Here is a 23,276-nt window from a genome sequence, read left to right as displayed (position 1 = left end):
TTCCTGCTGCACAGCACCGGTAATACGTCACAGTGACGAAATGTCTTGGCCGGCAGGGCTATTGGCGATACCGTAAACCTCAGCCCGCCCTCGGGACAGGCGCCTCGGTGACGAATATCTTGGCGGACCGGCGGGCCTGCACCGCCTGCAGCTGGTCGACGCCCTCGAATTCGTTGCAGAGCAGGAACAGGTGCCGGCCGTCGGGACCGCCGAGGGTGCACGCGAAGCAGGGCAGCTCGGTCTCGACGCGGTGGGTGATCTCGCCGCCGTCGAGCACCCGCACGCACGCGCCGGCGGGAGCGTCCGGATCGCCCGTATGGGAAAAAACGTCGGCGGTCTGGGACCAGATCGCCGACTCGGCGTCGATGCAGATGCCGTCGGGGCCCAGCCCCTCGGCCCACACCCGACGGCCGGACAATGAACCGTCCTCGTGAATATCGAACGCGCTCAACCGCCCAGCGAACGATTCGGCGATTACCAGGGTGGAGCCGTCGGGCGTAACGACCATGCCGTTGGGAAACTCGATGTCACCCGCGACCTGACGGTAGGTCCCGTCGGGCGCGACCAGGTTGATCCAGCCCGGCTCGGGCGTGCCGCCGCCGACGAAGTCGAAATCGAAGCCATTGACATACATGTGGCCGCGCGGGTCCATCACGATCTCGTTGCCGCCCCGCTCGCAATGCGTCGCCAGCGCCCCATTCGGTTCGTGCCGAGTCACCGACGGACCGGTGGTGATCAGACGCCCGTCGGGCAGCCAGTCGATCGACCAGCCCATCTGGCGCGGACCCGGGGCCATCACCTCGGCAGTACCGTCCATGTCGACGGCGACAACCTCGCCCACACCCCAGTGGGCGAACCACAATCGACCCTCGTGCCACCGGGCTGACTCGACCATCACCAGGCCGGCCAGCAGAGTGCGGACGGGGGGCAGGTGCTCGACCATGAGGCCACATCCTAGTAGTCGCGCTACGACTCCCCCGACGCGGCCGTTTGTGCCTGAGACATCGACCTCAATTCGTCAGTGTGACGAATTGTCTTGTGGTTCAGTCCTTTTCCCCGGGATGGTCGTGGTCCCACGTATTCGGCAGCATGGGCGCGGTCGGTCCCCCGCCGAACTCGTCGCTCGACAGCGTGGTCAAGCCCGTCGGCTCGCCACAGCCCTTCGACAGAGTCCCCGCAAACCCCAGGGGCCCCGCATCACGATCCGAGGCCAGAGTCGACACGACAGGCTGCTCGTCCGGCGGCGCAGCCCAGTCCGGATCAACCTCGACATCCATATCCATGAACTCGTCGTTGTGCCCGCGCTGCTTCGCGGCCTGCCGCCGCCGGGCCCGCGCCTGCTCGCGCGCGGCCGCCGCTGAGAGCGCCGCAACGCTATCGGGCTGCGATGCTTGCGTTTTCGCGCTGGAGCCAGCCCTGGCGCCCTGCCCGGAACCGAACCCGATGCCGGGAGGCCCGACGGCGTAAGGGGGGATGAAACCCACCCCGCCGGCGCCTACCGGCGCTGGAGCCGCCGGCGTAGCGACCGCACTCGCCGCGGGTGCCGGGGCCGGAGCCGTGCCAGGGGTGACGGCCGGTGCGGTCCCGGTGGGAGCCATCCCGGCGAGCGGCAGCGCCGCGGGCGCGGCCACCGCGGGTGGGAGCGCCGGCGCGATGGCGGGCGGGGCGCCTGTCGGCCCGGGCGCCTGAGCCAGCTCCGCGAATCCCGCGATGCCGCCCACCGCCCCGACGGGGGCAACCGCCGCGGGGATGAACGGAGAAAAAACGCTGTAGCCGATCGATGCGAAATCGTCCGGACTCAGGACCAGCAAAAACGGATTACTCAGCGCGGTCACCGGATCCGCCAGGAACTTGTTGATGATGTTCTCCACGAACCCCACCGGATTGGCCGCGAATTCGAAGAGGTGGTCGCCGCCGAATCCGAAATAAAGGTCCGAAAGCAGAGGGAACTGCCCTACGAAGGACTCGACGACCTGCTGGCTGTACCCGATCGGATCCTCCATGAAGGCCGCGACGCTGAAGTTTTGGATCAAGTTCAGGACCGCCGACCCCAATTCGGACAGGTTCAGGGTGGATGCGTCTTGGGCGAGTTGCTCTGCGGTTTGGACGGCACTGGTCACAGAACTGACCCACGTCGACACAGGGTTTACCACCACGGGCGCCTGGGTTGTCGGTGGGGTCGACGCAACCGCGGAGCTGGACGTCGCCTCATAGGTGCTCATCGTGGTCGCGGCCTGGATCCACATCCGCACATAGTCGGCCTCGTTGAGCGCAATCGGGATGGTGTTGATCCCGAAGAAATTGGTCGCCACCAACCCGCCGTGGACGATGTGGTTGGTGGCCAGCTCGGCCAGCGTCGGCATGGCCGCCAACGCGGCGGTGTAGGCCGTCGCCGCGGTCTCAAGCTGCGCGGCCGCTGCGGCGCTGTTGGCGCTGGCCTGAATCAGCCACGCCAGATATGGCACATGCGCGGCCGCATACGACTCCGCGGTCGGCCCCTCCCATGCCCCCGCCAGCACACTGGCCAACACCGCGGCGACCTCCTCGGCCACCGAGGCATATTCGGTGCTCAACGCGTTCCACGCGTCCGATGCCGCAAGCAACGATGCCGGACCGGGCCCGGCGCTCAGCAGTGCCGAGTGCATCTCCGGCGGTGCGGCCATCCATATAGGCGCGGTCATACGCCCAGCCCCCTACCCCCAAACGCGTAGGCGGTCAAGTTAGCATAAGCTAACTTGACGTCCGGGCCCCACTACCCCACTGAATCGTCACAGTGATGAATTCCCTTGGTGCACACGGCAATACGATTCACATCAGTCGCGCGGGTGCTGGGCCTCTTCGGGAGTCCAGGCCAGCGGATTGCCGGGCTGACTGGGAAAGAGATAGTCGAGAAAGGCCGCGGCGGTGGGTTGTGGTTCGTGGTTGGCCAGCCCCGGCCGCTCGTTGGCCTCGATGAAGGCGTATTCCGTGCCGGCGATGTCCGGCACGATGAGGTCGATACCCGTCACCGGGATACCGATCGCCGCCGCGGCCGCCACCCCGACATGGCACAGTTCCGGGTTCACCTGGGCGGTGACATCGTGGATCGTGCCGCCCTGATGGAGGTTGGCGGTGTGGCGAACGCGAAGTCGAGTCCCTTTCGGCAGCACATCGTCGAGCGTCCAACCCGCTTCGGCGACCGTCGCCTCGGTGACCTCGTCGAGCGGGATCCGGGACTCACCGCCGGTGGCCGCGGATCGCCGCCGACTCTCGGCCGCGATCAAGTCCCGCACCGTGTGGTCACCCGTGCCGATGATTTCGGGCGGCATCCGCAGCGCGGCGGCGATCACCCGGCCGTCGATCACTACCAACCGGAGATCGTCGCCGCGCACCCGCTCCTCGATCAGCACCTCGTGGTATTCCGCTTGCGCCCTTCTCAATGCGGCGGTGAGCTCGTCGGGACCATCGTCGGCGGTGATGCCCACGGTGATGCCGTTGCCCTGCTCGCCGCGCGTCGGCTTGACGACGACCTCCCCAACCTCGGTCACAAAGTCGAAGTCGCTCTTGTCGAACGTGGCCAGCCGGGCACGAGGCACCGTGATGCCCACTTCGGAGACAAGGCGGCGCGTCAAACGCTTGTCATCGCAACGCGACATCGCAATCGCCGACGTGAACTCCGACAGTGATTCACGCGTGATCACGGTGCGGCCACCGTGCGCGAGTCGCATCTCACCGGTTTCGGCATCGAGGACCTCCACCCAGATGCCGCGGCGCAACGCCTCGTCGGCGATGATCCGGGCGTAGGGATTGAGGTCCTCGACCGTCTCGGGCGGCGGCGTGAACAGCGGTTCGTTGATCGCGTTCTTCCGCTTGATGGCCAGCACCGGAACTCGTCGAAAGCCCAGCTTCTCGTAAAGCGCTATGGCGCCGGCATTGTCGTGCGCCACCGACAGATCCAGATAGGCGCGCCCCTTCCTGCGGAAGTGCTCGGCCAAAGCCCGGGTCAGGGCTTCGCCTATGCCGGGAAGTGCCGCGGCGGGGTCGACGGCCAGCGTCCACAGGCTGGATCCTCGCTCCGGATCTTTGAAGAGCAACTCATGGTCGACACCGGTGACGGTGCCCACCACCGCGCCGTCGTTGTCGCGCACCGCGAGTAGATATGTCACCGCCTCCACGTGTTGGTGGTTGTCCCAAATCGTTTCGACCGGCGCAGGAACCATTCCGCAGCGCACGAATACGCGGTTCATCGCGTCGGCATCGTCCGGGTCGTTCAGCGTGCGCACGGTCACGCCGAGCGGTGAGGGTGTCAAGTCTTCCTGATCGGACTCGCCGAAGCGCAGCCGATAGGTGTGGCTGGGATCGATGAACAGCTCGCTCGGGGATCCGGCCACCACGACGTGGGATTCGTGGGCGTAGATACAGATGTCCCGCCGCCCGGGCGCTTCCCGTCGCAACGTCTCGGTCAGCTTGCCCGCGTCGACGAAAGTCTGACCGAAAATCAGTCGCCCCCAGCCCAATTCGAGCTCGACGTCCTCGGCCATGGCCTTCGCCAGGTGGTCCGGCGACGCATCGTGCAGGCTGAGTGTGATCGCCTCGGGATTCTCCTCGGACGGTTCGATGGCGGTCACGCCGCAGATCCCGTCACGCCGTGGCGCTGCAACCAGAGTTCGAGCAGCGCGATCTGCCAGAGTTCGTTGCCGCGCAGTGGGGTCAGCTTGCCGTTGGGGTCCGCCAGGAGCGCATCGACCGCGTCTGTGTCGAACAGCCCCCGCTCCTTGGCCTCCGGCGAATACAGCGCATTGCGAACCAAATCGAGGTACGGGCCTTCCAGGTGAGTCAGGGCGGGCACCGGGAAATACCCCTTGGGCCGATCGATGACTTCCGACGGGATTACCCGCCGCGCGGCCTCTTTGAGAACTCCCTTGCCGCCTTGAGCGATCTTCAACTCCGGCGGGCAGGTCGCCGCGAGCTCGACCAACTCATGGTCGAGGAAGGGAACCCGGCCCTCCAACCCCCAGGCCATCGTCATGTTGTCCACCCGTTTGACCGGGTCGTCCACCAGCATCACCGTCGTGTCGAGCCGGAGCGCACGGTCGACACCGGTGTCGGCGTTGGCCTGCGCGAAATGCTCGGTGACAAAGCGCACGCTGGGATCACCGGAAGCCGCGTTGCCTGGCCCGAGAAGCGCCGCAACGCCTTCCGCATCGCGATCGAAGAAGGCGCCGCGATATTGCGCGACCGCACCCTCTAGAGTGGCCGCCGCGGGTAATTGCATCGGCGGATACCAGTGATAGCCGGCGAACACCTCGTCGGCGCCCTGACCCGACTGCACGACCTTGACATGACGCGACACTTCCTGGCTGAGCAGGTAGAAGGCGACGCAGTCGTGGCTGACCATCGGCTCGCTCATCGCGGCGATCGCCCCGTCGAGCGCGGGCAGCATGCGGTCCGTCCCGATGCGGATCTGATGATGGTCGGTGCCGAAACGTTCGGCGATGATGTCCGACCAGCGGAACTCGTCTCCCGCGACGCCGCCGGCTGATTCGAAGCCGATGGAAAAGGTGGACAGGCCGTGCTGCCCGGCTTCGGCGAGCAGCCCGACGATCAGGCTGGAGTCGACACCACCGGACAGCAGGCAGCCGACCGGCACATCAGCGACGAGGCGGCGCTTGACCGCGACGCGCAGTGAGGACAGCACGGCGTCCTCCCAGTCGCGTTCGGACCAGTCCGCGCGATCGTCTCGCCTCGTGAAGTTCGGTGTCCAGTACGTGGTGGTGGTGCGTTTGCCGTCGGGCTCGATGGCAACGAGCGACGCGGGCGGGACCTTGCGAACTCCACGCAGGATGGTCAGCGGTGCCGGCACGACGGAGTGAAACGTCATGTAGTGGTGCAGCGCGACGGGGTCGATCCTGGTGTCCACGCCACCCCCGGCAAGCAACGCCGGCAAAGTCGACGCGAAGCGGATCCGGTGATCGTTTTCGGTCAAGTACAGGGGCTTGATCCCGAGCCGGTCGCGACCCAACAACACCCGGCCGCTGTCGCGTTCGACAATGGCGAACGCGAACATCCCCATCAGGTGGCTGACGAAATCGTCGCCCCACCGGTGGTAGGCCTTGATCAGCACCTCTGTGTCGCTGTGGGAAAAGAAACGGTAGCCGTAACCCTCGAGCTCGCGGCGGAGCTCCTTGTAGTTGTAGATGCAGCCGTTCCAGGCCAGCGCCAGGCCCAAGTCGGAATCGACCATTGGTTGGGCGCCGTGCTCGGTCAGATCGATGATTCTGAGGCGACGATGACCCAGGGCAACACGCCCTTGTGACCAGGCGCCCGCCCCGTCCGGCCCTCGCGGCGCCATGACCTCAGCCATCGCTGCTACCGCCGCTACATCTGGGACGCGGCCGTCGAGTCGCACCTCACCGGTGGCTCCACACATCCGTTCCAGCGTACCGAGAGCCATTCCGGCGCGCGCACGCCGCCTTGTTCAGCCAGCGAAGGGCGGACCGTCGAAGCGCTCACGGGTAGCGAACTCGGCGACGGGCCGTCGCCGCAGCTTCGTCACCTCGCGAACCGGTTTGCCCAACGGCAGGATCGCGGCGACGGCGAACGTGTCGGGCACCCCGAGCAGCTCTTTGACGCGCGGCTCCTCGGCCACGGCCATTGTTGTGAGCACGCCGCCGTAGCCCTCGTTGCGCGCGGCCAGCAACACGTTCCACACGAACGGGTACACCGACGCCCCGGGTACCACGGCGATCCGATCGAGAGCTTGATCGGTTGCGGCGACGACGGCGAGATCGAGGCAGACCACCAGCGTCACGGGCGCTTCGCGCAGCGGGGCCGACATCTGCGGCGGTGGCTCGGTCGCCTCGATCGTTGACCGGTCTACGGCACTGGGCTGCAACGGATTCCACGGTGACTCGCCGTTGGCGAGCTGGGCGGTGTAGCGGCGGGCGGCGGTAAGCCCCAGGTCCGCCAACGCTGACCGGCTGTGCCGATCGCGAAGCACGACGACGCGCACGCCCTGCCGGTTACCGCCTGTCGGCGCGAAGCGGGCGCTATCGAGGATCCGTTCGAGAATCTCGTCGGGAAGTGGATCGTCGGTGAATTCGCGCACAGCGGGCGTGGTGCGCATGACGTCGTAAAGCTCCATGAGCAACATGGTGCCCGAAGCGAAGCGGCTTTCAGGCGGCGTCGTGAAAGATCAATCCGAGGGTGTAGCGCTCGCCGGAGCGGACCGCCGACACTCCGTGGCGGACCGGGGCGGCCGACCATCCCCGGGTCGAGCGGACCGGTCGTTCTCTGGTGGTGAAGATGTAGCCGTGGCCGTGCGGCAGCGTCGTGGCGGTGCCGCGTGACTGTGCCCGGGGCCGCTGCTCGACGAGCAGGAATTCGCCACCCGTGTGCGTTGCGCCCGGCTCGTTGAGGTTGATGACGACCTGAAGCGGAAAGACCAGGTCTCCGTAGAGGTCTCGGTGCAGGGCGTTCCAGTCCCCCGGCCCGTACTTGAGCATCAGAGCGGTGGGCTTGGTTTGACCGGCGCGATGGCACATTTCCAGCCATTCGTCGAGGGTGTCGGGCCACGGGGCCTCGCGGCGCAGTTTGGTCCACCAGTCGCGGGCGATCGGTAGCAGCCGGGGGTAGAGAGCTTGCTTCAGCGCTTCGATCGGGTGCGGGTAGGGCTGTTTGAAGTAGCGGTATTCGCCTTGCCCGTAGCGGTGCCGACCCATGTCGATCGTCGCGCGAAAAAGCCCGTCGTCGCGATAGAGATCACGGACCTTGCCACACTCGCGTGCGGTGAGCAGCCGTGGGAGCAGTGCGCCGCCGACATCGTCCATTTCCGCGGCGACCGCGTCCCAGTCGGCGGCGTCGACGCGCCGGCGCCACGTCGACGGCATCAAAACAACCTACCGGCCGCCGCGGGCGCCGGCTCCTCGAGGTCCAGCAGGAATCGCTTGCGCTTCAGGCCGCCAGCGTAACCGGTTAGGGCACCGTTCTTTCCGACGACGCGATGGCAAGGCACCACGATGCTGAGCGGGTTGCGCCCGACGGCTTGGCCGACGTCATATGCGGTGGTGCCGTCGGCCAATTTGGCAGCCAACTCGCCGTAGGTAGCGGTCTGGCCGTAGGCGATATCGGGGAGCAGATCCCAGATTCGCCGATCGTTCGGGTCGCCGGTCGCTACGACGGGAAGCTCGAATTCGGTCCGCTTCCCGGCGAGGTATTCGTCGAGCTGGTTCTTGGTGCGATCGAACAACTCGTCGGCGGTTGCCTCGACGTAGTTGCCCAGCGTGTCCGTCGTGGGCGGGTGCCAGTGATGCCGGAAGTACACGCCGGTCAGGGCGTCGCCGTTGGCGACGAGTGTCAGCTCGCCCAGTGGGCTATCGATCACCGTGTGTCGTGTTGTCATCGTTTTCCCTCCTTCTGGGTAAACGACGACCGAGCCGGAAGCGTGAGATCGATCAACGACCGAGTATCGCTGCGATCCGAGCGGCGACCTCGGCTGCCACCTGCTGGGCCGCTCCGCCCTCCGCCGGCTCGTAGCGATCGGCGAGCGGGTCGTACACCGCGCCGGCGATCGACCCATGATCGGCTTCCAACTCCACCAAATCCACCGGCCAGCCGATGCGTTGAAGGCCGTTGGCGAAGGCCCTGCTCGCTGCCACCGGCACCGCGTCGTCCGCGAGACCGTGCAACAAAGTGAATGGCGCCCCGACACGCGCAGAAGGAACTTCCTCGGTGAGGGTCCGACCCGAAATGGGATCGGGGACCATGAAAGCGCCTGCGAGGCAAACCGTATGGGCGACAACGATTTCGAACCGTCCGGCCTCGACTGCCAGGCCCGCCGCGGCCGCGCCTCCCAGAGACCACCCGACAAGCAGGATGCCGCCCGTGTCGCTGGCTCGCTGCCGGACGAAGTCCACCGATCGCAACAAGTCCGCGCGGCCGCCGTCGTGAGCATGGGAGTTCCAATCCGGGACGACCACCGCAACGCCGTGGCCGGCGAGCAAACCGGCAAGGGGCCGTACGACGGTGCGCGCATCGGACTGCATGCCGTGCCACAGCAAGACCGCGGGTTGCGTCGCGTCGCCGTAAACATCGGCCAATCGTTCCGGGGCGTACTCGACCGTCTGCACGGACACCAGGGTGCCCAGGCGCGGCGGATCCAATCGTTTCTCACATTCCATGGCGCGCCGACGTCTTCATAGTTGAGTTGTTTAATCCGTACGGAGGAGCGCGAATGCATACCCGAGCCTGCCGGTGATGCCGGGGTGACGGCCCACCAGCATCCGAAGCCGCCGTTCGAGGCCGTCGTGGCACGGCACGGCGCCACGGTGCTGCGCGTGGTCCGCGCGGTGGTCGGCCACAGCGATGCCGATGACGCATGGTCGGACACCTTCCTGGCCGCCTTGAAGGCCTACCCGCGGCTGCCGTCCGACGCCAACATCGAGGCATGGCTGGTGACGATCGCGCATCGCAAGGCCATCGACATCACCCGCACAGCATCACGCCGGGCCATCCCGGTCGCCGACCCGCCCGATGTCCCCGCCCCCGACCGGACAGATCGCCACGACCTCGACTTGGACACCGCGGTGGGCGCATTACCACCCAAACAGCGCCACGCCGTGGCTTATCACTACCTGGCCGGCCTTCCTTATGCGGAGATCGCGCTGATCCTCGACAGCAGCGAGGCCGCCGCCCGGCGCGCCGCCGCCGACGGGATCGCCACACTCCGACGCACCTATCCGCTTCTCGACAACACAAGGGAAAATCGATGACCACACCAAGCCTGTCCCGGCACTTCCCGGTTGACCCGGCCCATCTCAAGCGGCTGCACGCGCGCCTGGAACAGGACGCCCAGAACAGCGATCTACTCGACATCGCCTATCGCACAGTGGATTCCGCTGTCGGCCCACTGCTGTTGGCGGCGACCCCCCTCGGCTTGCTGCGGGTCGCGTTCGCCAACGAAAGCCGCGACGCGGTGCTGCAGAACCTCGCTGCCCGCGTCAGCCCGCGAGTGCTGGAGGCGCCCGCGCGGCTGGATCCGGTCGCGCGGCAACTCGAGGAGTTCTTCGCCGGCCGGCGGCGGAGCTTCGAGGTTGCGCTGGACTGGTCGCTGTCGCAAGGGTTTCGGCGCACGGTGCTGGAACGCCTCAATGCCGATATCGGCTACGGCAGCACCACCAGCTATGCCACGCTGGCCCGGCTGTCCGGCTCCCCCAAGGCGGTGCGCGCCGTCGGCACCGCGTGCGCGACCAACCCGATCCCTATCGTCGTGCCGTGCCACCGGGTGATCCGGTCCGACGGAGCCGTCGGTGCATACCGCGGGGGGCCCGACGCCAAGCGCGTTCTGCTCGACCTCGAGCGGCCCTGACGGGTTCGCCGGCCGCGGCGAATTCCTATATCGACACTGTTTCCGCTGTGTATGGTCAACGTGGCCTGGCACCGGAGCAGAGGGCATCCATGGCAAGCAGATCGTCCGACAAGCCTTTCACGTCACGACGGGCGCTGGATCCCGGCTTGCGCAAGGTGGCCCCCTTCTTGCCCCGGGGATATGCCCTGCACCGCGGCTACAAAGTCCAGCGGGCGCTGATGCTGCTGATGGGCAACGCGGGCCGGCTCCGCAGCGTACCGGTGGTCGCGGTCAACGAACACGTCAAGGTCCGCCTCCATCGCCCGACGGGCCTTCCCGATCGGGCGCCGGCGCTGCTGTGGATCCACGGCGGCGGCACGATCATGGGGACCGCGGTGCAGGACGACAAGTACTGCCGCAAGCTGTCCCGCCTCACCGGTGTCGCGGTGGCGGCGGTCGAATATCGACTCGCTCCCGAACACCCGTATCCCACACCGGTGGAAGACTGCTATGCGGCGCTGCGGTGGTTGGCGCGCCAGCCATGGGTGGACGCCGATCGCGTCGCCGTCGGCGGAGCAAGTGCCGGTGGACATTTCGCGGCCGCGGTGGCACAGCGTGCGCACGATCGCGGCGACGTCAAACTCGCCTACCAGATGCTGGTCTACCCGATGCTCGACGATCGCACGGGCGCCACTCGCGATGGCCTGAAGCGCCTCATGTGGACGGAATCCGACAACCAGTTGGCCTGGCGCTGGTACCTCGACGGCGCGGACCCGAAGGAGGCGGTGCCGGCGCGCCGGGAAGATTTGACGGGCCTGCCGCCGGCCTGGATCGGTGTCGGGACGCTGGACCTGTTCTATCAAGAGTGTCTGGAGTACGCGCGACGCCTGCGCGAGGCGGGGGTGAGCGTCCACGAGGAGATCGTCCCGGGCGCATTTCATGCGTTCGACCAGATCGCGGAAAAGGCTCCGATATCGGTGGCCTTCTTCGCCAGCCAACGCGATCACCTATGGTCCGCCCTAGCCACGCCGACCGGAAACCTGTCCCCCTGACGATCAAATCGCCTTGCCGTTGAACGGTTTTCGGTGATGCCCGGGGGCGGGAGCCCATGCGGCGCCGGCAGGGCCATCAGCGGGCCATCCGAATCCACTTTGCGCCAGTTGACTGCAAAGTGTGCAGAACGTGCAACTATAGGGTTATGACCAATCAGGTGGGTCTGCGCGAGCGCCGTCGCCGCCAGACCAGCGCGGATATCCGCGACGCCGCGGTGCGCCTGGCACAAGAACGCGGCTTCGACAAGGTGACGATCGAGGAAATCTGCGTCGAAGCCGGACTGTCGACGCGCACGTTCTTCAACTACTTCCCGAACAAGGAGTCCGCGATCGCCTACGGGCCCTCGGACCTCCCGCCCGAGCTGGCCGCGGACTTCGTCGCCGCCGGGCCCGCCCCCTACTCGGTGGTGCTGGCAGAGCTGATCGCCCTGGCCGCACACCATCTCCGTGACACGCCGCCGCGGCGCGAGCAGGCCACCGGCATGCTCGAACTCGCCAAGACCTCCCCCGCGGTGCTGGCGGCATTCCTGGCCGAGCTGGAGCGGTTCCAGAACCAATTGACCGACATCATCGTCCGCCGCCAGGCGATGCGTCCCGACGACGAGATGGCCGCCTTGATCTCCGCGCTGGCGCTGACGGCCGTGCGTTCGGGCATCGAACGGTGGGCAAGCGGAAAGCCGAGAGACCCCGACGACACGCCGATGCCCTACGTGGAGCGCGCCGCCGCGCTGGTCAACAGCATCTTCACGAAGTGATCTGAAACACCGCCCCTGATTGTTGCATGATGTGCAAGATATGCACATCATGTACTATGCTCTGGTTGCGGTACTCGAGAAGGCCTCCGCAATGCGAGGTGGGGGTCGAGGCGCAGGAATCACACCAATCGCCGAATTTCCTTGCTGAGCGGTGTAAATCGCGCGCCCACCTGGCGACGATTCCGCCCGCGGGGAACGTTCTCGCCGACCACATCACCGTTGCGCGGTAAGGAAGGGAATCACCTAAGTGCAGACGTCAAAGGCTCTGCGAAATGCGTGGTTGCCGCTGTTGATCGTCGCGGTCGTGGTTGTCGGCGGCTTCGCGGTGGTCCGCGTCAAGTCGTTCTTCGGCGCCCACGACACCGGCGTGATGACAAGCCCGCGGCTCGATGATTCAAAGCCGTTTAAGCCCAAGGTCGTCAAGTACGAGGTCTTCGGTTCGGCGAGCCACGCAAACGTGAACTACCTGGATCTCAACGCCGACCCGACGCGAGTCGACGCCGCGCCGCTCCCCTGGACGCTGGTCCTGAGCACTACCGCCCCTTCGGTCTTCCCGAACCTCTCAGCCCAAAGCGATGGCGACTACCTCGGGTGCCGCATCACCATCGACGACGAAGTCAAGGACGAGAAAACAGTTAACGGCGTTCACGCCCTGACCTTCTGCTTGGTGAAATCCGCATGAGCACAGCCACTGAAGACACGGCCGACGCCCGCACCGATGTCATCCCCGTCGCTAAACACAAAGCGCGGCCGTCGATCCCGCGGATCATCCGAAAGTTCGGCATACCCATCATCCTGGGCTGGGTCGCTCTCATCGGTGTGCTCAACGTGGCCGTGCCCCAACTCGACGAGGTCGGCAAAATGCGCTCGGTGTCGATGGCTCCCGACGACGCCCAGTCCGTCGTCGCGACCAAGCGTATGGGTGCGGTGTTCAACGAGTACAAGTCCAACAGCTCGGTGATGATCGTCCTGGAGGGCCAACAGCCACTGGGCGCCGACGCCCACACTTATTACGACCAGATCGTCAAAAAGCTCGACGCCGACACGAAACACGTTGAGCACGTTCAAGATATGTGGAGCGATGCGCTGACCGGCGCCGGTGCCCAGAGCAACGACGGCAAGGCCGCCTACGTTCAGGTCTACCTCGCCGGTAACCAGGGCGAAGCCTTGGCCAACGAATCGGTCGAGGCCGTGCAAGACATCGTCAAGAGCGTCCCCCCGCCCCACGGGGTCAAGGCCTACGTCACCGGGCCTGCGGCGCTGTCGGCGGATCAGCACGTGGCCGGCGACCGCAGCCTGCAAGTCATCACCGCTGCCACGTTCACGGTGATCATCGCGATGCTGCTGTTGGTCTATCGGTCGATCGTCACGGTGCTGCTCACGCTGGTGATGGTGGTGCTCGAGCTCTCAGCCGCGCGCGGAATGGTCGCTTTCCTCGGTTACTTCAAGATCATCGGACTCTCGACGTTCGCCACCAACCTCTTGGTCACCTTGGCGATCGCTGCGGCCACCGACTACGCGATCTTTCTGATAGGCCGATATCAGGAGGCTCGCTCACTCGGCGAATCGCGAGAAGACGCCTACTACAACATGTTCGGCGGTACGGCACATGTCGTGCTGGGCTCGGGGTTGACCATCGCCGGAGCGACGTTCTGCCTGCACTTCACGAACCTGCCCTATTTCCAGACGCTGGGCGTCCCGTTGGCCATCGGCATGGTCGTCGTGGTGGCGGCGGCGTTGACGCTGGGCCCGGCGGTCATCTCGGTGGCAACCCGGTTCGGCAAGACGTTGGAACCCCGCAGAACGCAACGGATTCGCGGCTGGCGCAAGGTCGGCGCGCTCGTCGTCCGCTGGCCCGGACCAATCCTGGTGACGACGATCGGAGTGGCGCTCGTCGGCCTGTTGACCCTGCCCGGGTACCGGACCAACTACAACGACCGCACCTATCTGCCCACCGATCTACCCGCCAACGAGGGATATGCGGCGGCGGATCGGCACTTCTCGCAGGCGCGGATGAATCCCGAGGTGCTGATGATCGAAAGCGATCACGATCTGCGCAACTCGGCGGACTTTCTGGTCATCGACAAGATTGCCAAGTCGGTCTTCCGGGTGCCGGGAATCGGCCGCGTGCAAGCCATTACACGGCCGCAGGGCACGCCGATCGAGCACACGTCGATCCCGTTCCAGATCAGCATGCAGGGCGTCACCCAGCAGATGAACCAGAAGTATCAGGCAGACCAGATGGCCGACATGCTCCGCCAGGCCGACATGATGCAGTCGACCATCGACAGCATGGTCAAGATGCAGAGCATCACCGTGCAGATGTCCAACGATATGCATGTAATGGTGCAAAAGATGCACGACATGACCATCGACATCGAAGACTTACGGAACAAGATGGCCGATTTCGAGGACTTCTTCCGGCCCATCCGTAGCTACTTCTACTGGGAAAAGCATTGCTACGACATCCCGGTATGCTGGTCGCTGCGTTCGGTTTTCGACGCCCTCGACGGTATCGACACGATGACCGACGACATCCAGAGCCTGCTGCCCGTGATGGATCACCTCGACACGCTGATGCCGCAGATGGTGGCGCTGATGCCCTCGATGATCGACAACATGAAGGCCATGAAAACCACAATGCTGACCATGTATTCGACCCAGAAGGGTCTGCAAGATCAGCAGAACGAGGCGCAGAAGAACTCCAACGCCATGGGCAAGGCTTTCGATGCGTCAAAGAACGACGATTCGTTCTATCTGCCGCCGGAGACGTTCAACAATGCCGAGTTCAAGAAGGGCATGAAGAACTTCCTCTCCCCCGACGGCCATGCCGTTCGGTTCATCATCAGCCATGACGGCGATCCGATGTCGCAGGAAGGCATTTCGCACATCGGTGCCATCAAGAAGGCCGCATACGAGGCGCTCAAGGGCACCCCGTTGGAGGGCTCGAAGATCTACCTCGCCGGCACCGCGTCGATGTACAAGGACCTCAGTGACGGCAACACCTACGACCTGTTGATCGCCGGAATCGCCTCGCTGTGCCTGATTTTCATCATCATGCTGATCATCACGCGAGGCGTGGTGGCGTCGGCGGTCATCGTGGGCACCGTCCTGCTCTCGCTGGGCGCGTCGTTCGGGCTGTCGGTGCTGATCTGGCAACACCTCATTGGCATTGAGCTGCACTGGATGGTGCTCGCGATGTCGGTCATCATCCTGCTCGCCGTGGGCGCCGACTACAACCTGCTATTGGTGGCGCGGTTCAAGGAGGAGATCCACGCCGGGCTGAACACCGGCATCATCCGATCAATGGGCGGCACCGGCTCGGTGGTCACCTCCGCGGGGTTGGTGTTCGCCTTCACGATGATGACCATGGCGGTCAGCGAGCTCACGGTTATCGGACAGGTCGGCACCACCATCGGCCTCGGCCTACTCTTCGACACACTGATCGTCAGGTCGCTGATGACGCCGTCCATTGCCGCACTGCTGGGCAAGTGGTTCTGGTGGCCGCAACGAGTTCGCCAGCGGCCGGTCCCGTCGCCCTGGCCCGCCCCGGCCAAGAAAGCCGAAGAAGCCCTGACCCACGCGTGACGCGGCTAGGTGACCCACTCGGGTTGTTCGGCCACATCGATTGCGGAGAAGTCCTTGTGGCCCAGGCCGGCCATGGTGCCTCCGTCGACGACGAGCTCCGATCCGGTCGAATAGCTGGATTCGTCACTGGCCAGATAGACGACGAGGTTGGAGACCTCCGCGGGGTCCGCCGCGCGGCCCAACGCGGTTTGGAAAATGTCGTCGGGAACCCATTGCGTCATCGGTGTCTTGATCAGCCCGGGGTGAATCGAGTTGACCCGGATGCCGTTGAGCCCCAATTCCATTGCCGCGGACTTCGTGAGTCCACGGACACCGAACTTGCTCGCCGTGTAACCGTGGCAGGCCATGGTGCCGGCCATTCCTTCGATCGAAGAGATGTTGATGATCGATCCTCGGCCCGCTTCCTTCATCGGTTTCACCACCGCGCGGATGCCGAGAAACACCCCGGTCAGGTTCACGTCGAGGATCTTTTGCCACTCGGACAGCTCGTAGTCCTCGAAGGTGCCGACGTTGAGGATGCCCGCATTGTTCACCAGCACGTCGATACTGCCGAATTCGCTGATGGCGGTGTCCACCGCCGCCTCCCATTGCTCGGGCTTGGTGACGTCGAGGTGCACATAGCGGACAACGTCACCGAGTTCCGCCGCGACGGCCTTGCCCTCGTCGTCCAGGATGTCGCCGAAAACCACCCTGGCGCCCTCGGCCGTCATCGCCCGCACGTGCGAGGCGCCCATCCCCCGCGCACCGCCACTGACGAGTGCGACCTTGCCCGCCAACCGTTCTGCCACTTCGATTCTCCTGTCGTGTCGGTACTCGCACCATACATATGCGTATTGGTGTATGACCAGGGTCCCGTCGTGGGTGCCGGGCGGCCGCGATGCGCTACCGTTTGAGCTGTGCTGGACCGGCGCGGCTTCCTGAAGCGCGGCGCGGCCGCGGCGGTGCTTGCGGCTAGCGGTTCGGCGTCCGCGGCGGCAGGGTGCGGCCGGCAGGGCCCGCCCGCAAAGGCCGATTACACGCTTCGCATCGGACAGGGTCTGGTGGAGCTGGCGCCCGATCGGGTGGTGTCAACCACCCTCTACAACGGCCAGTTTCCCGGACCGCTGGTCCGGCTGACCGAAGGTAGGGCCGTGGTGGTCGACGTCCACAACGACAGCGACACCCCCGAACAACTGCACTGGCATGGCCAGACACTGCCCGTCGACGTCGACGGCTCCGCCGAGGAAGGCACCCCCTACATCCCGGCGCACGGGATGCGCCGGCTGTCCTTCACTCCGGGACCGTCGGGGTTCCGCTTCTACCACACCCACCTCGTCCCCGGAGCGAACCTAAGCCTGGGCCAGTACAACGGTCTGGCCGGGCCGGTCTACATCGAACCGAAATACAATCCCGGCGCCTACGACCAAGAAGTATTTCTCACCCTCAAGGAGTTCGAGCCCGCCTTCAGCAGGGGCGGCGACATGGCCACCAATTTCCTGGCCGGCCAGCCGATCCCGGAGCTGCGCGACAAGGGCGAGGCCGAGATGGCCGCTTCGCTGGCGTCCGGAAAACCGCATGGATTCGAAGTTGGCTATCGCGCGTTCGCGATCAATGGCCGCATGCTCGGCCACAGCGAACCGATCAGAGTCACGCAGGGCCAACGAGTGCTGCTGCATGTGCTCAACGCCAGCGCCACCGAAAACCGCAGCCTCGCGCTGCCCGGGCATACGTTCAACGTCGTGGCCCTCGACGGCAACCCCGTCCCCAAATCGGTTGCGGTTCCGGTACTGTGGCTCGGCGCAGCGGAACGCGTCTCGGCAATCGTGACCATGAGCAACCCTGGAAAATGGGTGCTTGGTGACCTGTCCGACGACGACCGCGGCAACGGCATGGGCACCGTCGTCGAATACGCGGGCAGCACCGGCGACCCCCAATGGGTGCCGCCGGCTCCGTTCACATGGGACTATCGGCTTTTCACCCAGCCCGATGCGACGGCGGCCCCACCCGACCACACGATCGAGCTGCTGATCGGCAAGCGCAACGCGGACCGCGACGGATTCAACGTGTGGACGCTCAATGGCGCACCGTTCGATATGCGCACGGGCACACCGCAATTCGAGCTTAAGCTCGGTGCACGATACCGGCTGCGGCTACGCAACGGCACCGACGACGTGCACCCCATCCACCTGCACCGGCACACCTTCGAAATCACCAACACCGCCGGGACGGCCACCGCAGGGCTGCACAAAGACGTCGCCATGGTTGGCGGCTATCAAGGCATCGATATCGACTTCACCGCCAACCAGCCCGGCCTGTCCTTGCTGCACTGCCACCAACAGCTGCACATGGACTTTGGGTTTATGGCGCTCCTGCACGCGGTTTAGCGCATCTTCGGCATGGCGGCGATCAACGGCGTGTCAACGCCCGTCGGCCCCCACCTTGGTTGCGCCGTCCGGGGAACCCAATGGGCCGTCCCGGCCGGCGAGCGGTTCGGTGAAAAACGCGGCATTGTCCTCCAGGTGCTGCCGCTCATCATCGGGCAGATCGCCCTCCCAGTAGATCGCTCCCACGCGACATACCGGTTTGCAGGCGCCGCAGTCGACGCACTCGTCGGGGTTGATGTACATCGTTCGCGCGCCCTCGTAGATGCAGTCGACGGGGCATTCCTGAACACAGGATTTGTCCATCTCATCGACGCACGCTTTGCCGATCACGTAGGTCATGAACGGAACGCTAGGCCAACAGCGGCGGGGCTTGCGCCTGCCGAACAGCATCAATGTAAGGGACTAAAGGCCCTCGCATTGTCGCGGACGACAATCACCGGAACTCTTGCCGATTGGGCGACCGCGGAACTTACCGAGCCCAGCAGCATGCCCCGGAACCCGCCGCGGCCGTGGCTACCCACCACCACCAGCTGAGCGTTCTCGGACTCCTGAAGCAACCACCGGGAAGGCTTGTCGCAGAAGAGCAATCGCTTCACGCTCACGTCCGGATATCGTTCTTGCCAGCCCGCGAGACGTTCGGCGAGCACCTCCTGCCCCTTCGCTTCGCTGTCGCGCCAGTCCATCCCGAGCATCGGAAACACCCCGACGTCGCTCCACGCATGCAGCGCGACCAGCTCGACACCCCGTCGGGAGGCCTCGTCAAAGGCCAACGCAGTCGCCGCTTCCGAAGCGGGCGACCCGTCGACACCCAGTAGCACGGGTGCATTCGAATCGGGAACCGCACCGTCATCGGTGTGGATGACCGCGACCGGGCAACGGGCATGATGAATCAGACCGGCAGTGACCGAGCCCAGCAGCAGGCGGCCCAGCGCGCCCATGCCCTGGCTGCCGACGACGATCATCGAGGCATCCGTCGAAGCATCGATCAGCGCGGGTAGGACACTGGAATACACGATCTGCGTGTGGATCTGGGGCGCCGCAGCCCCTCGGGCGTTCGCGCTCAACGTTTTGCGGGCCTCATCGATGACATGCTGGCCGTTTTCCTGCTGCCACTCGGTCATGTCCGCATACATTTGTCCGACGGGCCATCCGACGACCACGGGAGGGACAACGTGCATGACCGTGATCGGCAACTGGCGGAGGATGGCCTCGCGGGTGCCCCAAGCCGTGGCGGCGTGCGAGGCCGCAGATCCGTCGACGCAGACCAAGATTCCGTGCTTTGCTGTGCCCTCCGACATTTCGCACTCCTCGAGGCCGATTCCGATCGGCCTATTCAGGACATGACGTTATGCCTGCTCTGCGCTTTTCGGAAGGGTCTTTAGGCCCCGCTGCTCGCTCTGGCGGCGTGCCGCCAACGCACCCGCGATCGAGGTGGAGGCGATCGTCAGCAGCGCACCGAACATCAATGCCGACGCTTCCCCGGCGACGAGGAGGTGTTCCTCCGTACCGATGGTTGCCGCGGCCACCGGTACGCCGAGCTGCGCCGCCGACATCACCGCGAGTGTCACCGGCTGGCCGAGCAGCCTTCCGGCGCAGTGCGCGATCACGGCCCCCAACCCGAGACCTACGCCCAGCAAGATCAGTTTCGGGTGCGCGCCCAGCTCGCGCACCTGCAACGAGGCGCCCAGCCAAACGAAGAACAGCGGGCTGAAGAAACCCTCGGTGATGCCGAAAAGCTGACGCGCCAGTCGATGCGGCTCGCCGACCGAGGCGATCACCAACCCCAACGCGAAACCTGCGAGCATGATCGACACATGGGTGCCGGCGGCCAGCGCCGCCAACGCGAACAGCAGGATCAGGTTGGTCCGCAATTCCAGCGCGAACCGAGATTTCTCGGAATAGTCGTGCATGCGCGTGCGCCAGCCCCGGCGGTCGACCGCGCGCAGCAGCACAAAGAGCAGCACCGCACACCCCGCGATGGCGAGTCCACCCAGCGCCGCCGTTGGCGCTCGACGGACGTCGATCACCAAGGGCAGCAACACGATACACGCGGCATCCGCGATCGCGATCTGCACAGTCACGGACAGCACGTGGGGCCCCCGCAACCGCAGCGAGTCGATCACCGGCAAGGCGAGCGCCGCTGACGACGAAGCCATCAGAACCGCATAGAGCGCCGCGTGACCGGTGCCGAACACGGCCGCTATCCCCACGCCGAGCGCTGCGGCAACCGCACCGACGAGAGCCGCCCGCGCCAGCGCCCGCGGCACCGCCGGGCGCATGTCGGGGTCGCGGATCGGAACATGGGTGCCCACGACGAACATCACCAGAGCGAAGCCGATATTCGCGAACAACTGAAACGTCGGGTTGGCGGCATTAAGGACGCCGAAACCGGTCTTGCCCAAGACGAGGCCCGCGATCAGCTCACCGATGACGACCGGAATTCGCAAGTGCGACAGTGACGCCAGCAGTGGACCGGCAAAGCCCACGGCGGTCAACAACGCCAGCGTGGCGAAGCCGAACCCGTGCATGCTGGGACACTACCGCGCCTCGCTGGGTCAGTTCACGATGTCGAAGACTGCCGCGGCGGAGGTAATGGCCTTGTCGGCGTTTCCTTCGTCGTGCAGAAGCATGCGCACGCCGATGCGTCCCGGTCCCCCGACATGCGCGGTGCCCTGCACCCGGAACGGGCCGACCTTGCCGCGTGACATGAACATGACGTGCCAGCTGATTACCTGAACCTTGCGTGTTCCGGCGATGTCCGCGGCGAGGTCGGTCGCCGCGGTCTCGAGGACGACGTGCTGGGGCCCGATGTGCAGGGCGGCGTCCGGTGAGGCGAGCTCGGCACTGAGCGCGGGCAGCACCCAGCGACCGTCGTCGCGCTTGCTGGCGCCGAAGGCTTGCCACAGCGGCGGTAGGTCGGGCGAGTCCTCGACGACCAGCTCGGTGCCCGAGACATCCATCTTGTCCAGGCCTTCGGGCGGTACGCCGATAATCGCTCCCTGTCCCTCGTTGAACGCGATCACCCGGTCTGGGTTGTCGGCGTCGACGATCTTGCAGCGCCCGTAGCCCATGGTCCGGCCCTGATGCACGATGCCGGAGCCGACGATCTCGATTCTCGTCACGTCGTAACCGGGATCGATGATCTGTACCGACGCGATGACCGGGTTGGGCACCGCGACCATGTCGGTCTGGCACCCCTCCGGTGACGAAATGGCAAGCGGCGCAACCATGATTCCGCCGGCGTCGTTGCGCATGTCGCGGCGGATGGTCACGGTGTCATCGGTCTCGCCCACGTTCATCGACGAGTGGTTGCGCCCGATGTAGCGGTAGCTGAGCAGGCCGGTCCAGCGGCGGTACAGCTCGTCGCGGTATGCATCGGTGTCGTTGGTCAACTCTCGGATGTCGCGAAGTTGGTCGCTCACAGTCGCTTGCCTTCCTAAGCTTTGCTCCGCCGCACCTGTTTGAACGGGACACCGCGATCGGCTGCGTACTCGCGCGGAAAGTTCAAGACCCGCTCGCCGATCACGTTGCGCGCCATCTCGGTGGTGCCGCCGCCGATGCTGGCGATCTGACGGCCCAGGTAGCGCGTGCCGACGTCGAGCAGCTGAGCCTCGTCCTCGACCGCGCCCGACGAACCCGCGACCGAGTGGGCGGTGTCGGTCTCGACATTGTGAACCTCGGCCATGTAGAGCCTGATGATCGACCCGGCGGCCGCGGGCAGGGATCCATCGGCCACGGCGTGGAAAACGTGCTCACTGAGCTGACCGTGCACAGCCCGGTGGACAAGGGCCCGGCCGACCATCTCCTTGACGCGTTCGCTGTCGCCCTGATTGGTCCTGTCGACCAACGACATCAGGTCGATCGAAACATCTTCGGCCTCAGCGATTCCCGGCCCGGTGGTGTACTCCGAACCGTCGCCCATGGTTCTGCGCTCGTGGTAAAGCTGGCGCGACGCCACCTCCCAGCCTTTGCCCGGCTCCCCGACGACGGCGTCGTCGCCGACGTCGACGTCGTCGAGAAACTCCTCGCAGAATTCCACCGATCCGTTGACCTGGCGGATGCGGTTGATGGTTATCCCGGGATGTTTAAGCGGCACCAGGAACATGGTCAGCCCGTCGTGCTTGGGTACGTCCCAATCGGTACGGGCCAGGCACAGGCCGTAGTCGGCGGCGAATGCCCAGGTGCTCCAGGTCTTGGCGCCGTTGATGATCCATCTGCCGTCGCGCCGCTCGGCGCGGGTGATCACGCCCGCCAGGTCCGAGCCGCCGCTAGGTTCCGATAGCAACTGCACGAGAACCTCGTCGCCTCGCAGCGCCGCTGGGATGTGGGCGAGCTTCTGTTCCTCGCTTCCCATGTCGAGGATCGTCGCGCAGCAAATGGCGAACGACGGCACGTTAAGCAGGATCGGGATCTCGTACGCCAGTGACTCGGCGTCGAATGCCTTCTTGTACTGGTAGCTCAGTCCGAGCCCGCCATACTCCCGGGGGAAACAGATTCCGGCGAATCCCCCGTCGTACAAGGTCTTTTGCAGCTCACGGGCTCGCCGCCAGGATTTCTCTGCGTCACGCTCGAGAAGCGCCGCCTCGCCCGGGTCGAGGCGCGGCATGTTCTCGGCCAGCCAGGTCCTGGCCCGGCTCCGAAATTCTTCGACGGACTCGGAAGTCAGCGGCGTGGCCTCTCAATCGAGCATTGGTGCTGAGCGACTGTACAGCACGGGTGCAGGGCTGTACAGGCCGGCTACGCCGTGTTCAGGTCTACCGCGGCACGGATCAGTGCCGTCAACGCCTTGTCGTCGACCTTGTCGCCCTCATGGAAGTCGATCGCGCGCCGGGTGTTGCCGTCGAGGCTGGAGTTGAAGAGGCCCGCGGGATCCGGCAGCGAGGCGCCCTTGGCGAAGGTCATCTTCACGACGTTCTTGTACGTCTCACCGGTGCAGATCATCCCGTCGTGATACCAAACCGGGACGCCGCGCCACTTCCACTCCTCGACGACGTCGGGATCGGCCTGCTTGATCAATTTTCTGATGTGGGCGAGGGTTTCACCCCGCCAGTCACCGAGTTCCTCGATTCTGGCGTCGATCAGTTTGGAGGGAGAGTCCGCCATATTGCCATGCCTTTCTGATGCCGGTCACCAAACCTCTACCACGCCTACCACACTGGTTTCCCCGGGGCGCCACCATTTGTCGTGCCCACCT

21 protein-coding genes and 1 pseudogene are annotated in these 23,276 nt (G+C 65.4%); 7 read left to right on the top strand and 15 right to left on the bottom strand.

Going from position 1 to position 23,276, the window contains the following annotated elements; genetic code table 11:
- Nucleotides 1-79: 79 nt before the first annotated feature.
- The 8 genes from A5747_RS21615 to A5747_RS21580 all read right to left on the bottom strand — a co-directional run bounded on the left by A5747_RS21615 (nucleotide 80) and on the right by A5747_RS21580 (nucleotide 9,107).
- Nucleotides 80-943 (bottom strand): SMP-30/gluconolactonase/LRE family protein, encoded by an 864-nt coding sequence (locus A5747_RS21615; protein ID WP_076128137.1) that lies wholly within the window; start codon nucleotides 941-943, stop codon nucleotides 80-82.
- A gap of 100 nt (nucleotides 944-1,043) precedes the next feature.
- Nucleotides 1,044-2,681, bottom strand: a complete 1,638-nt coding sequence (locus A5747_RS21610; RefSeq protein ID WP_076128135.1) for a PPE family protein — start codon at nucleotides 2,679-2,681, stop codon at nucleotides 1,044-1,046.
- Nucleotides 2,682-2,813: 132 nt separating this feature from the next.
- A complete protein-coding gene (gene ngg / locus A5747_RS21605; RefSeq protein WP_076128133.1) occupies nucleotides 2,814-4,607 on the bottom strand; it encodes an N-acetylglutaminylglutamine synthetase in 1,794 nt (597 codons plus the stop codon).
- Nucleotides 4,604-6,409, bottom strand: coding sequence for an N-acetylglutaminylglutamine amidotransferase (locus A5747_RS21600; RefSeq protein ID WP_076128253.1), 1,806 nt, complete (start codon nucleotides 6,407-6,409; stop codon nucleotides 4,604-4,606). The genes ngg and A5747_RS21600 overlap by 4 nt, the downstream gene beginning before the upstream one ends.
- Nucleotides 6,410-6,457: 48 nt before the next feature.
- Nucleotides 6,458-7,123: a nitroreductase family protein gene (locus tag A5747_RS21595; RefSeq protein WP_076128251.1), complete on the bottom strand. Its 666-nt coding sequence runs from the start codon at nucleotides 7,121-7,123 to the stop codon at nucleotides 6,458-6,460.
- Between the two features lie 31 nt (nucleotides 7,124-7,154).
- The gene (locus A5747_RS21590; RefSeq protein ID WP_076128131.1) at nucleotides 7,155-7,868 is read right to left on the bottom strand and encodes a 2OG-Fe(II) oxygenase; all 714 of its coding nucleotides are present in this window, start codon (nucleotides 7,866-7,868) and stop codon (nucleotides 7,155-7,157) included.
- The gene (locus A5747_RS21585; RefSeq protein WP_076128129.1) at nucleotides 7,868-8,380 is read right to left on the bottom strand and encodes a methylated-DNA--[protein]-cysteine S-methyltransferase; all 513 of its coding nucleotides are present in this window, start codon (nucleotides 8,378-8,380) and stop codon (nucleotides 7,868-7,870) included. Before A5747_RS21585 ends, A5747_RS21590 begins: the two co-directional genes overlap by 1 nt.
- 52 nt (nucleotides 8,381-8,432) lie before the next feature.
- The gene (locus A5747_RS21580; protein WP_076128249.1) at nucleotides 8,433-9,107 is read right to left on the bottom strand and encodes a S9 family peptidase; all 675 of its coding nucleotides are present in this window, start codon (nucleotides 9,105-9,107) and stop codon (nucleotides 8,433-8,435) included.
- Nucleotides 9,108-9,242: 135 nt separating this feature from the next.
- On the opposite strand from A5747_RS21580, the gene A5747_RS21575 reads away from it, so the two are divergent.
- The 6 genes from A5747_RS21575 to A5747_RS21550 all read left to right on the top strand — a co-directional run bounded on the left by A5747_RS21575 (nucleotide 9,243) and on the right by A5747_RS21550 (nucleotide 15,719).
- The gene (locus A5747_RS21575; protein WP_076128126.1) at nucleotides 9,243-9,749 is read left to right on the top strand and encodes an RNA polymerase sigma factor; all 507 of its coding nucleotides are present in this window, start codon (nucleotides 9,243-9,245) and stop codon (nucleotides 9,747-9,749) included.
- Nucleotides 9,746-10,345: a methylated-DNA--[protein]-cysteine S-methyltransferase gene (locus A5747_RS21570; protein ID WP_076128124.1), complete on the top strand. Its 600-nt coding sequence runs from the start codon at nucleotides 9,746-9,748 to the stop codon at nucleotides 10,343-10,345. The genes A5747_RS21575 and A5747_RS21570 overlap by 4 nt, the downstream gene beginning before the upstream one ends.
- 89 nt (nucleotides 10,346-10,434) lie before the next feature.
- On the top strand, nucleotides 10,435-11,376 hold the full coding sequence (locus A5747_RS21565) for an alpha/beta hydrolase (protein ID WP_076128122.1): 942 nt from the start codon (nucleotides 10,435-10,437) through the stop codon (nucleotides 11,374-11,376).
- Nucleotides 11,377-11,522: 146 nt separating this feature from the next.
- On the top strand, nucleotides 11,523-12,131 hold the full coding sequence (locus tag A5747_RS21560) for a TetR/AcrR family transcriptional regulator (protein ID WP_076128120.1): 609 nt from the start codon (nucleotides 11,523-11,525) through the stop codon (nucleotides 12,129-12,131).
- A 265-nt stretch (nucleotides 12,132-12,396) separates the two neighbouring features.
- Nucleotides 12,397-12,813, top strand: a complete 417-nt coding sequence (locus A5747_RS21555; RefSeq protein ID WP_076058738.1) for an MmpS family transport accessory protein — start codon at nucleotides 12,397-12,399, stop codon at nucleotides 12,811-12,813.
- Nucleotides 12,810-15,719, top strand: coding sequence for an RND family transporter (locus tag A5747_RS21550; RefSeq protein WP_076128118.1), 2,910 nt, complete (start codon nucleotides 12,810-12,812; stop codon nucleotides 15,717-15,719). Before A5747_RS21555 ends, A5747_RS21550 begins: the two co-directional genes overlap by 4 nt.
- Nucleotides 15,720-15,724: 5 nt before the next feature.
- On the opposite strand, the gene A5747_RS21545 is transcribed toward A5747_RS21550, so the two are convergent.
- The gene (locus A5747_RS21545) at nucleotides 15,725-16,507 is read right to left on the bottom strand and encodes an SDR family oxidoreductase (protein WP_076128116.1); all 783 of its coding nucleotides are present in this window, start codon (nucleotides 16,505-16,507) and stop codon (nucleotides 15,725-15,727) included.
- Nucleotides 16,508-16,615: 108 nt separating this feature from the next.
- Between A5747_RS21545 and A5747_RS21540 the strand changes: the two genes are divergently transcribed.
- Nucleotides 16,616-18,082: a multicopper oxidase family protein gene (locus A5747_RS21540; protein WP_198938234.1), complete on the top strand. Its 1,467-nt coding sequence runs from the start codon at nucleotides 16,616-16,618 to the stop codon at nucleotides 18,080-18,082.
- Here the strand turns inward: A5747_RS21540 and fdxA are convergent.
- The 6 genes and pseudogenes from fdxA to A5747_RS21510 all read right to left on the bottom strand — a co-directional run bounded on the left by fdxA (nucleotide 18,079) and on the right by A5747_RS21510 (nucleotide 23,185).
- Nucleotides 18,079-18,421: pseudogene (gene fdxA, locus A5747_RS21535) on the bottom strand (ferredoxin). The gene A5747_RS21540 and the pseudogene fdxA sit on opposite strands and share 4 nt — an antisense overlap.
- Nucleotides 18,422-18,471: 50 nt before the next feature.
- A complete protein-coding gene (locus A5747_RS21530; protein WP_076128114.1) occupies nucleotides 18,472-19,380 on the bottom strand; it encodes a universal stress protein in 909 nt (302 codons plus the stop codon).
- A 48-nt stretch (nucleotides 19,381-19,428) separates the two neighbouring features.
- Complete coding sequence (locus tag A5747_RS21525; protein WP_076128112.1) at nucleotides 19,429-20,610, bottom strand: cation:proton antiporter; 1,182 nt, start codon at nucleotides 20,608-20,610, stop codon at nucleotides 19,429-19,431.
- 27 nt (nucleotides 20,611-20,637) lie between these two features.
- The gene (locus A5747_RS21520) at nucleotides 20,638-21,504 is read right to left on the bottom strand and encodes a hypothetical protein (protein ID WP_076128111.1); all 867 of its coding nucleotides are present in this window, start codon (nucleotides 21,502-21,504) and stop codon (nucleotides 20,638-20,640) included.
- A 14-nt stretch (nucleotides 21,505-21,518) separates the two neighbouring features.
- Nucleotides 21,519-22,748, bottom strand: coding sequence for an acyl-CoA dehydrogenase family protein (locus tag A5747_RS21515; RefSeq protein ID WP_076128109.1), 1,230 nt, complete (start codon nucleotides 22,746-22,748; stop codon nucleotides 21,519-21,521).
- Between the two features lie 71 nt (nucleotides 22,749-22,819).
- Nucleotides 22,820-23,185, bottom strand: a complete 366-nt coding sequence (locus tag A5747_RS21510) for a DUF1801 domain-containing protein (RefSeq protein ID WP_076128107.1) — start codon at nucleotides 23,183-23,185, stop codon at nucleotides 22,820-22,822.
- Nucleotides 23,186-23,276: the final 91 nt, after the last annotated feature.

It is taken from the genome of Mycobacterium sp. IS-836, assembly GCF_001954275.1.
In the GTDB taxonomy this organism is placed as follows: domain Bacteria; phylum Actinomycetota; class Actinomycetes; order Mycobacteriales; family Mycobacteriaceae; genus Mycobacterium.
The sequence above is the reverse complement of the archived record's forward strand: the minus strand, read 5'-3'. Positions and strand labels throughout refer to the sequence as shown.

Coding starts and splice junctions, on each gene's coding strand:
- A5747_RS21615 (WP_076128137.1), bottom strand. CDS start 943: ATGGTCGAGCACCTGCCCCCCGTCCGCACTCTGCTGGCCGGCCTGGTG.
- A5747_RS21610 (WP_076128135.1), bottom strand. CDS start 2,681: ATGACCGCGCCTATATGGATGGCCGCACCGCCGGAGATGCACTCGGCA.
- A5747_RS21600 (WP_076128253.1), bottom strand. CDS start 6,409: ATGTGTGGAGCCACCGGTGAGGTGCGACTCGACGGCCGCGTCCCAGAT.
- A5747_RS21595 (WP_076128251.1), bottom strand. CDS start 7,123: ATGGAGCTTTACGACGTCATGCGCACCACGCCCGCTGTGCGCGAATTC.
- A5747_RS21590 (WP_076128131.1), bottom strand. CDS start 7,868: ATGCCGTCGACGTGGCGCCGGCGCGTCGACGCCGCCGACTGGGACGCG.
- A5747_RS21585 (WP_076128129.1), bottom strand. CDS start 8,380: ATGACAACACGACACACGGTGATCGATAGCCCACTGGGCGAGCTGACA.
- A5747_RS21570 (WP_076128124.1), top strand. CDS start 9,746: ATGACCACACCAAGCCTGTCCCGGCACTTCCCGGTTGACCCGGCCCAT.
- A5747_RS21565 (WP_076128122.1), top strand. CDS start 10,435: ATGGCAAGCAGATCGTCCGACAAGCCTTTCACGTCACGACGGGCGCTG.
- A5747_RS21560 (WP_076128120.1), top strand. CDS start 11,523: ATGACCAATCAGGTGGGTCTGCGCGAGCGCCGTCGCCGCCAGACCAGC.
- A5747_RS21550 (WP_076128118.1), top strand. CDS start 12,810: ATGAGCACAGCCACTGAAGACACGGCCGACGCCCGCACCGATGTCATC.
- A5747_RS21530 (WP_076128114.1), bottom strand. CDS start 19,380: ATGTCGGAGGGCACAGCAAAGCACGGAATCTTGGTCTGCGTCGACGGA.
- A5747_RS21525 (WP_076128112.1), bottom strand. CDS start 20,610: ATGCACGGGTTCGGCTTCGCCACGCTGGCGTTGTTGACCGCCGTGGGC.
- A5747_RS21510 (WP_076128107.1), bottom strand. CDS start 23,185: ATGGCGGACTCTCCCTCCAAACTGATCGACGCCAGAATCGAGGAACTC.